General features: G+C 72.5%; 8 protein-coding genes. 5 read left to right on the top strand and 3 right to left on the bottom strand.

Annotated elements, in window-relative coordinates:
• Positions 1-588: 588 nt before the first annotated feature.
• The 4 genes from MET9862_RS27375 to MET9862_RS27360 all read left to right on the top strand — a co-directional run bounded on the left by MET9862_RS27375 (position 589) and on the right by MET9862_RS27360 (position 4,493).
• Positions 589-1,308, top strand: coding sequence for a TetR/AcrR family transcriptional regulator (locus tag MET9862_RS27375; protein WP_142586082.1), 720 nt, complete (start codon positions 589-591; stop codon positions 1,306-1,308).
• Between the two features lie 203 nt (positions 1,309-1,511).
• Positions 1,512-3,587, top strand: coding sequence for an NAD(+) synthase (locus tag MET9862_RS27370; protein WP_142586081.1), 2,076 nt, complete (start codon positions 1,512-1,514; stop codon positions 3,585-3,587).
• Between the two features lie 104 nt (positions 3,588-3,691).
• On the top strand, positions 3,692-3,922 hold the full coding sequence (locus MET9862_RS27365; protein WP_142586080.1) for a hypothetical protein: 231 nt from the start codon (positions 3,692-3,694) through the stop codon (positions 3,920-3,922).
• 181 nt (positions 3,923-4,103) lie between these two features.
• On the top strand, positions 4,104-4,493 hold the full coding sequence (locus MET9862_RS27360) for a PilZ domain-containing protein (RefSeq protein WP_142586079.1): 390 nt from the start codon (positions 4,104-4,106) through the stop codon (positions 4,491-4,493).
• A 128-nt stretch (positions 4,494-4,621) separates the two neighbouring features.
• Here MET9862_RS27360 and MET9862_RS27355 read toward each other — a convergent pair whose 3' ends face one another.
• Complete coding sequence (locus MET9862_RS27355) at positions 4,622-5,047, bottom strand: HIT family protein (RefSeq protein WP_142586078.1); 426 nt, start codon at positions 5,045-5,047, stop codon at positions 4,622-4,624.
• A 146-nt stretch (positions 5,048-5,193) separates the two neighbouring features.
• Here MET9862_RS27355 and MET9862_RS27350 point away from each other — a divergent pair, with 146 nt between their 5' ends.
• On the top strand, positions 5,194-6,153 hold the full coding sequence (locus tag MET9862_RS27350) for a cation diffusion facilitator family transporter (protein WP_142586077.1): 960 nt from the start codon (positions 5,194-5,196) through the stop codon (positions 6,151-6,153).
• Between the two features lie 99 nt (positions 6,154-6,252).
• Here MET9862_RS27350 and MET9862_RS27345 read toward each other — a convergent pair whose 3' ends face one another.
• Both MET9862_RS27345 and MET9862_RS27340 read right to left on the bottom strand, forming a co-directional pair.
• Positions 6,253-7,341, bottom strand: a complete 1,089-nt coding sequence (locus MET9862_RS27345) for a helix-turn-helix transcriptional regulator (RefSeq protein WP_142586076.1) — start codon at positions 7,339-7,341, stop codon at positions 6,253-6,255.
• Between the two features lie 123 nt (positions 7,342-7,464).
• On the bottom strand, positions 7,465-8,185 hold a 721-nt coding region (locus tag MET9862_RS27340; protein ID WP_142586075.1), incomplete at its 5' end, for an SDR family NAD(P)-dependent oxidoreductase.

Below are 8,185 nucleotides of genomic sequence, written 5' to 3'. Positions count from 1 at the left end.
TCCTCCGACCTCGCGACTGCCGCTGGCCGGGTCCGGTCCCTGTCGGGACGGGAACCCCGTGCACGCTGACATACGCCCGTCCGGCGCGAGGCCCGCCTCGTAGTGGGTCGGGCCGGCGAGGCTCTGGCGGTCCCCCAGAACCGGGTCGGGACGGGCGCATTTCCTCAGCCCGCCTCACCGCCCGGATCCGAGCAGACCTTGCGTCGGCACGCCGCCCGGGGCACCGGCCGGATCCGAGGCCGGTGACGCGGGCACCGCCCCGCCGTCCGCGCCCCTCCCGGTCGGTCCCCGGGACGGGCCCCCGAAAGGCAGCGCAGGATCACCCCTGCGATGCCGGGCGGCAGGTGCAAGCAAATGAGCACAAAACAGGAACATTGTCAAGCCCGGAAGCGGATCCCGGCCTGGCCCTCCCGCGCTTTCCTCTCACGATGCGCGGTTTCATCCCATCCGCCCCGCAGGCCGGCGATGCGCGGGACATGGTCGAACTTTCGTGCCGAGGCGATACAAGCCGATGGTGGGGCGGCGCAGGCGCCGTCCGTCCGAATCGACCGGTCCCGCACCATGCTCCCGCCCACGATCACCGCACGGATGACGGAGGACGCCTTCGCCGAGGACGACCTCGCGGAGGAGGGCGTCGTCCGCGGACGCGGCCGGACGGCCCTGGCCGGGCGCCGCCGCCTGCCCGCCGCCGAGCGCGAGCGCCAGATCGTGGCGGCGGCCGCGCGCTTCTTCGCCGAGCACGGGTTCGGCGGGCAGACGCGGGAGCTCGCCCGGGGCATCGGCATCACCCACTCGGCGATCTTCCGCTACTTCCCGAGCAAGGAGGCGCTGATCGACCGGGTCTACGAGCATGTCTATGTGAGCCGGTGGAACCCGCACTGGGACAGGCTGCTGCGCAACCGGGCGCTCCCTCTGGAGGAGCGGCTGGTGCGCCTCTACCAGGATTATGCCGAGCGCATCTTCGACTATGAGTGGGTGCGCATCTTCGTCTCGGCGGGGCTGACCGGCTACGACATCGCGCCGCGCTACCTCGCCGTGGTGCGCGACAGCCTGATCCGCCCGGTCTGCACGGAGTTGCGCGCCCATCTCGGCCTGCCGGATCCGGAGACGGTGCCGCTCACCGCGCGGGAGGAGGAGACGGCCTGGGCTCTGCACGGCCAGATCTTCTACATCGCGATCCGCAAGTTCGTGTACGGCTGGCCGGTGCCGGCCGACACCGCGCCGGTGATCGCCGACGACGTGCGGATGTTCCTGGCGGGCGCTCCGCCCGTGCTGCGCGCCTGCCTGGAGGGACAGGGACCGGGGTAGGGGCGCGGGATCTCTCCCGGCAAGCCGGGTTCGCACGATGCGATCGGCCGGGCACGCTCCCCCCGCAGAACGGAAGGGACGGCGCGCGGCGATGGCACCGGCCCCGCCGACCGTCGCCGGATCGCGCGTTTCGCTGGAGCCCCGGGCCCGGGCGCCTTATCTGACGGGGTGTTCCCCGCCGCATCGCGAGGTCGGCCCGCACCGTGACCCAGAGCCCTCCCCAAACGCCTTCCGATTTCCGCTCGCTCTACCGCCACGGCTTCGCCCGCGTGGCCGCCTGCACCACGCGCAGCCATCCGGCCGAGCCGGGACGCAACGCGGAGGCCCTGCTCGACCTCGCGCGCCGCTGCCACGGAGAGGGGGCGGTGCTCGCGGTGTTCCCCGAACTCGGCCTCTCGGCCTACGCCATCGAGGACCTGTTCCTGCAGGAGACCCTGCTCGACGCCGTCGAGGCGGCCGCCGCCCGGGTGATCGCGGAATCGGCGGGCTTGCGCCCGATCCTCGTGGTCGGCGCGCCGTTGCGCTGGCGCAACCGGGTCTACAACACGGCGCTCGCCATCCAGGGCGGCCGGCTCCTCGGCGTCGTGCCGAAGAGCTACCTGCCGAACTACCGCGAGTTCTACGAGAAGCGCCACTTCGCCTCCGGCGCCGGGATCGCGGGCGAGACGATCCGGGTCGCAGGCGCCGAGGCGCCCTTCGGCACCGACCTCCTGTTCGCGGCCGAGGATCTGCCCGGCTTCACCCTCGGCATCGAGATCTGCGAGGATCTCTGGGTTCCCGAGCCGCCGGGCATGCGCGCGGCGCTCGCCGGGGCCAGCGTGCTCGCCAACCTCTCCGGCAGCCCGATCACCGTGGGGCGGGCCGAGTCCCGCGCGCTCCTCACCCGGGCGGCCGCGATGCGCGGGGCCTGCGCCTATGTCTACGCCGCGGCGGGGCAGGGGGAATCGACCACCGACCTGTCGTGGGACGGGCAGACCTCGATCGACGAACTGGGCGTGCGCCTCGCGGAGGGCGCGCGCTTCCCGCTCGAGCCGGTGGCGACCCTCGCCGATATCGACCTCGACCTGATCGCCCAGGACCGGCGCCAGGCCGGCAGCTTCGACGACAATGCGCGGGCCCTGAGCGCGCGCCCCTTCCGCCGCGTGCCCGTGCGGCTCGACCCGCCCGCCGGCGATCTCGGCCTGCGCCGCCGGGTCGAGCGCTTCCCCTTCGTGCCGGCCGACCCGGCCCGTCTCGCGCAGGATTGCTACGAGGCCTACAACATCCAGGTGGCCGGCCTCGCGCAGCGCCTGGAGGCGACGGGGACGAAGCGCGCCGTGATCGGCGTCTCGGGCGGCCTCGACTCGACCCACGCGCTGATCGTCATCGCCAAGGCCTTCGACCGGCTCGGCTATCCGCGCTCGGATATCCTCGCCTACACGATGCCGGGCTTCGCCACCTCGGCGGGCACCAAGGCCAACGCCCACGCGCTGATGACGGCGATGGGCTGCACGGCGGCCGAGATCGACATCCGGCCGAGCGCCCGCCAGATGCTCGCCGACATGGACCACCCCTATGCGCGGGGGGAGGCGGTCTACGACGTCACCTTCGAGAACGTGCAGGCGGGACTGCGCACCGACTACCTGTTCCGCCTCGCCAACCGCCACGGCGGCCTCGTGATCGGCACCGGCGACCTCTCGGAGCTGGCGCTCGGCTGGTGCACCTACGGCGTCGGCGACCAGATGAGCCACTACGCCGTCAATGCCGGCGTGCCCAAGACCCTGATCCAGCACCTGATCCGCTGGGTCATCGCGAGCGGGCAGGTGGGGCCGGACGAGTCCCGCACGCTGCAGGGGGTGCTCGACACCGAGATCTCGCCCGAACTCGTGCCGATGGATGCCGACGACAGCCCGCAGAGCACGGAAGCCACGATCGGCCCCTACGCGCTGCAGGACTTCAACCTGTTCTACACGCTGCGCTACGGGTTCCGCCCCTCGAAGATCGCGTTCCTCGCGCTGCACGGCTGGGGCGACGCGGAGGGCGGCGTCTGGCCGCCGGACTTCCCGCAGGCGAAGCGGATCGCCTACCCGCTGCCGGAGATCCGGCGCTGGCTCGGCGTGTTCCTCGCCCGCTTCTTCGGCTTCAGCCAGTTCAAGCGCTCGGCCCTGCCGAACGGGCCGAAGGTGGCGGCGGGCGGCGCCCTCTCGCCCCGCGGCGACTGGCGCGCGCCCTCGGACGGATCGGCCCGAATCTGGCTCGACGAGCTCGAGAGAAACGTCCCCGCAAACGAGTCGACATAAACCCGACGGATTGTGCCATTATGAGCACGGTCAAGCTGATTCTTCGCAGCGCACCCGCGGCGCTGCGCAGGCTCGGCAGAGGGCGGCCAAGCGGAGGACTTCGGATGCGAAGCTACAACCTGTTCCGCCTGCGCGCCGTCGACGGCCTGTGCTGCGCGGTGCCGGAGGCCTGCACGGTGCCGCCCTTCCTGGGCGGCGGGCACTGGACCTTCGAGGGCAAGCTCGAGAACCAGGGCGGCCTGCCCCTCGACTTCGACGGCCGGGCCGCCGACACCGCCGTGCGCTTCAACGGCTTCTACCTCTTCCAGACCGTGGACCGGCGCTACATCGGCTGAGGTGCCGGCTCGATCCCGACCTGCGCCGGCGTGGCGGCGCAGCTTCGCCCGGGAGCCGGCCTCACCGCTTCTTCGGCGGACCACGAGGCCGGAGGGACCGCGACTCGGGGATCGGGGAAAGGTTCCTTAAACTCCGCGGTGCCAGGGTCGCCCGGACGCATTCGATCCGAGGGCCGAGGCCATGTCAGCGGAGCACCGCCGGGAGGTGCGGCAGCGGGTGTTCCTGAAGGGACAGATCCGCTTCAACAACGGCGCATCCAGCATGGACTGCCTGGTGCGGGACCTCTCCGCCACGGGAGCCCGCATCAGCCTGTCCGAGACCGCCACCCTGCCCGAGATCTTCGATCTCTACATCCCGCAGAAGGACCGCACCTACCGGGCGACCCTGCGCTGGCGCCGGGAGGACGGCATCGGCGTCACCTTCGAGGACGCGGCCCGGGCGGCACCCGCCGCGCCGGAGCCGGCCGCCGACGTCTCGGCGCTGCTGCGCCGCATCGCCGAGCTGGAGGCCGAGAACGCGGCCCTGCGCCGCCTCCTCACCGGGATGGCGCAAGGCGCCCCCGCGGCCTGAGCTCCGGGTGTCGAGAGGGATCATCCCTCTCGCGGGTTCGAGGCGCGGAGCCCTGGTCTGCGAAAAGGCCGGGGCGCCGCCCCGGCACCCCGGCCGAGGGGATGATCCCCTCGGGACCCCGGAATCCCTCAGCCCTTCAAGGCCGCGCGGATGCGCTCGGCCTGGGCGGCGAGCAGGGCCGGGTCGGCCAGGCCGCCCTCGTGGCGCTTCAGCGGCACGCCCTCGCGCCGCGGGATGATGTGGACGTGCAGGTGGAACACCGTCTGCCCGCCCGCCGGCTCGTTGTACTGGAAGATCGTCAGCCCCTCGGCGTCGAAGGCCGCCGTCACGGCGCGGCCCACCACCTGCACGCTGCGGATGAGCGCCGCGAGGGATTCCGGCTCGGCGTCGAGGAGCCCGCGCGCCGGGGCCTTCGGGATCACCAGGGTGTGGCCCTCGCCCTGGGGCATCACGTCCATGAAGGCGAGGGTGTGATCGTCCTCGTAGACCGTGTGGGCCGGGATCTCGCCGCGCAGGATCTTGGCGAAGATGTTGTCGGGATCGTAGGCGGGCATGCTCGCTCCGGGTGTCGGCCTCAGCAGCCCGACGATGCCGCAAGCCCCCCGCCGCCGTCCACCCGCGGAACCGTGGCCCCCCGCGGCTCATTCCAGCCTCGTCGCGGCGCCCCATCGGTTGGGCGGAACCGGGGAGATGTCAGGGCATGGCCGAGAGCACGGGCGCCATCTACACCGCCGCGGGCGCCAACCTCGCGATCGCCGCGGCGAAGTTCGTCGGCGCCTCCCTCACCGGCTCGACCGCCATGCTCGCCGAGGGCGCGCATTCGGTGGTCGACACCGCCAACCAGATCCTGCTGCTGGTGGGCCTGAAGCGGGCCCGGAAGCCCGCCGATGCGCGCCATCCCTTCGGCTACGGCCGCGAGATCTACTTCTACGCCTTCGTCGTGGCGCTGATGATCTTCCTCGGCGGCGGCATCTTCGCGATCTACGAGGGCGCGGAGAAGATCATGCATCCCGAGCCCGCGGCCGACGCCACGATCCTCGGCATCCGCCTGTCCGGCTTCTGGGTGAACGTGGCGATCCTCGGCTTCGCGATCCTGGCGGAGGGCTATTCCTGCCTCGTCGCGGTGCGGGCCTTCCGGGCGGAGACGGGCGGGCGCTCGCCCATCACCGCCATCCGCCGCAGCAAGGATCCGTCCCTGTTCACGATCCTGGTGGAGGACGTGGCTGCCCTGATCGGCCTCCTGATCGCGCTGGCGGGCGTGGTGGCGGCCCATCTCCTCGACCGGCCGGCCCTCGACGGCTGGGCCTCGGTCGGGATCGGCCTCGTCCTCGTCGGCATGGCGATCTTCCTGATGATCGAGACGCACGGCCTGCTGATCGGCGAGGCCGCCGACCCGGAGGTGGTGGCCGCGATCGAGGCGGCGGTGCGGGCCGAGCCCGGCGTGCGCCACGTCAACGAGGTGCTGACCCAGCATCTCGGCCCGAAGGACATCCTGGTGAATGTCAGTCTCGACATGGCCGACGACCTCGATGCCGGCGCGGTCGAGACCATCGTCAGCCGCCTCGACCGGGCGCTCAAGGCGGCCAATCCCGAGGTCACGCGGGTCTTCATCGAGATCCAGGCCCAGGCAGCCTCGGCGCGGGTGCGGGCGGCGGCTTAGAGCCGCTCCCGATCGCGTTGCAACCGGGAACGGCTCTAAGCCTTTGTTTCAACGCGCTCTCTTTCGCCGAACCGGCATCCACTTCGGCTTAAGAGCACTCTAGAGCCGGGGCAGGGCGGCGCCCGCCAGGAGGCCGACCAACTCCGCCTGCCGGCTCACGCCGGTCTTGGCCATCACGCCCTTGAGCTGTGAGCGCACGGTCTGGGGCGAGGTGCCGGACTCGGCCGCGATCTGCTCCACGGTGCGGCAATTCGCGATGGAGCGGGCGACCCGGGCCTCGGCGGCGGTGAGGTCGAACAGGCCCTCCAGCACCGAGAGGCCGGGCAGGAGGCCGTGCGCCACCGGCGTCACCACGAGGATCGCCGAGGCGGTGGCGAAGAGGTCGCGGGCGCTGCGCCGGACCGGCAGGAGATGGGCGACGGCCGGCGCCCGCTCGGCCAGGCCGGGCATCGGGATCGAGCGCGCGGCGGCGAGCGCGCCCGCAGCGAGGGCCTCCACGGCCGTGCCGAGCAGGCGGTCGGCCCGCGGATCGGCCAGGGCGACGCGACGCCCCTCCCGCAGGGCCCCGCCGAGCAGCGCCTCGGCCCCGCCATTCATCGCCAGGACCTGGCCCTGCCGCCCGAGGACCGCCGCGGGCAGGCCGACGAGGTCGAGGGCGTCGGCGGCGACCTGCACCGCCTGCAGGCGCAGCCGCGCCGACATGGTGGCGGCCCGGGCGAGATGGGGCCGCAGGGTATCGAGGCGCTTCACCACCGAGGCCGGCACCGGCCCGTCGGCATAGGCGCGCTCCACGTCGATCACGATCTGCTCGCCGCTCGGCACCGCGATCGCCGAGGCCGTGCCCCAGCCGAGCCCGCGCGGACGCAGGAACTCCGTGAAGAGCGGGTTCGCGTCGAGCTCCGCGCGGGTATAGACGTCGAGATCGGTGAGGAAGCCCGCGTGCTGGCGGGCGAAGAGCCGGGCCGGTCGGTCGTTCCGGGCGGCCCAGCCGCCGGCCAGGAACGCCTCCACGATCTCCTCGATCTCGGGGGAGGCGATGGACCGGAACTCCGTGCCCTGGCTGGTGAACAGGAGCGCGCCGGCCCCCTCGCCGAACCGGGCGATCGCGCTGAGCGTCGCCGCCCAGAGATCCGGAATCGCGGCCGCCTCGTAGATCCGGTCGACCAGGTCCTCGAACGCATCGTCCATCGATCGGCGCTGCCCACCCCGCCCGAAAACAGTTTTGGGTTAGACACCCTGGGATGCAATGCAATTTGCAAATTGTGACGCAAAGTTGTGCGCACAAGGGGATCCAGCGCAGCGCGCGTCTGTTCAGGCCCCGATCTGTCCGAGACTGATCTCCCAGACCCGCTCCTGCAGCCCGACGTTGCGGGCCGCGCGCGACGGCCGGGCCTCGGCACAGCGGGCGAAGTAGCGGCCGCTGACGCCGTCGAGCTCCGGCGCGCAGGCGAGATGCAGCGAGGTCGCCGCGCCCCGTTCCGGGCTCGACAGGAAGGGCCGGATCAGGCTCCAGCCGAACCCGAGCAAGCCCCCTGCGTCGCGAGCGAAGCCCGAGCGGATGACGCCGGGATGCAGGGCGTTGACGGTGACGCCGCTGCCCGCGAGCCGCCGGGCGAGCGCCGCGGTGAAGAGCACGTTGCCGAGCTTGGCCTGGGCATAGGCCGTCATGCCCCCGTAGCGGCGGCGCCCCTCGAGGTCGTCGAGATCGATGCGGCCGCGGGTATGCGCCGCCGAGGCGACGTTGACGATGCGGGGCCTCAGGCCCGCCCGGCCGCCGTCCTTCAGGAGGTCGAGGAGTTCCAGGGTCAGCAGCACGTAGCCGAGATGGTCGAGGGCCCAGGTCCGCTCGATCCCGTCCACCGTCTCCGCGCGCCGGTCGAAGATCGCGCCGGCATTGTTGACGAGCACGTCCAGCCGGGCGTGGCCGGCGCGGATCTCGGCCGCGAGGCGCCGGATCTCGGCCTGCGCGGAGAGGTCGGCCCGGGCCGCGGCGAGGTCCGCGCCCGGCACGGCGGCGCGGATGCCGGCCTCG

The sequence above is a fragment of the Methylobacterium symbioticum genome (assembly GCF_902141845.1).
In the GTDB taxonomy this organism is placed as follows: Bacteria; Pseudomonadota; Alphaproteobacteria; order Rhizobiales; family Beijerinckiaceae; genus Methylobacterium; species Methylobacterium symbioticum.
Note: the sequence above shows the minus strand (reverse complement) of the source record. Positions and strands in the feature narration are given on the sequence as shown.

Coding starts and splice junctions, on each gene's coding strand:
- MET9862_RS27375 (WP_142586082.1), top strand. CDS start 589: ATGACGGAGGACGCCTTCGCCGAGGACGACCTCGCGGAGGAGGGCGTC.
- MET9862_RS27365 (WP_142586080.1), top strand. CDS start 3,692: ATGCGAAGCTACAACCTGTTCCGCCTGCGCGCCGTCGACGGCCTGTGC.
- MET9862_RS27360 (WP_142586079.1), top strand. CDS start 4,104: ATGTCAGCGGAGCACCGCCGGGAGGTGCGGCAGCGGGTGTTCCTGAAG.
- MET9862_RS27355 (WP_142586078.1), bottom strand. CDS start 5,047: ATGCCCGCCTACGATCCCGACAACATCTTCGCCAAGATCCTGCGCGGC.
- MET9862_RS27350 (WP_142586077.1), top strand. CDS start 5,194: ATGGCCGAGAGCACGGGCGCCATCTACACCGCCGCGGGCGCCAACCTC.
- MET9862_RS27345 (WP_142586076.1), bottom strand. CDS start 7,341: ATGGACGATGCGTTCGAGGACCTGGTCGACCGGATCTACGAGGCGGCC.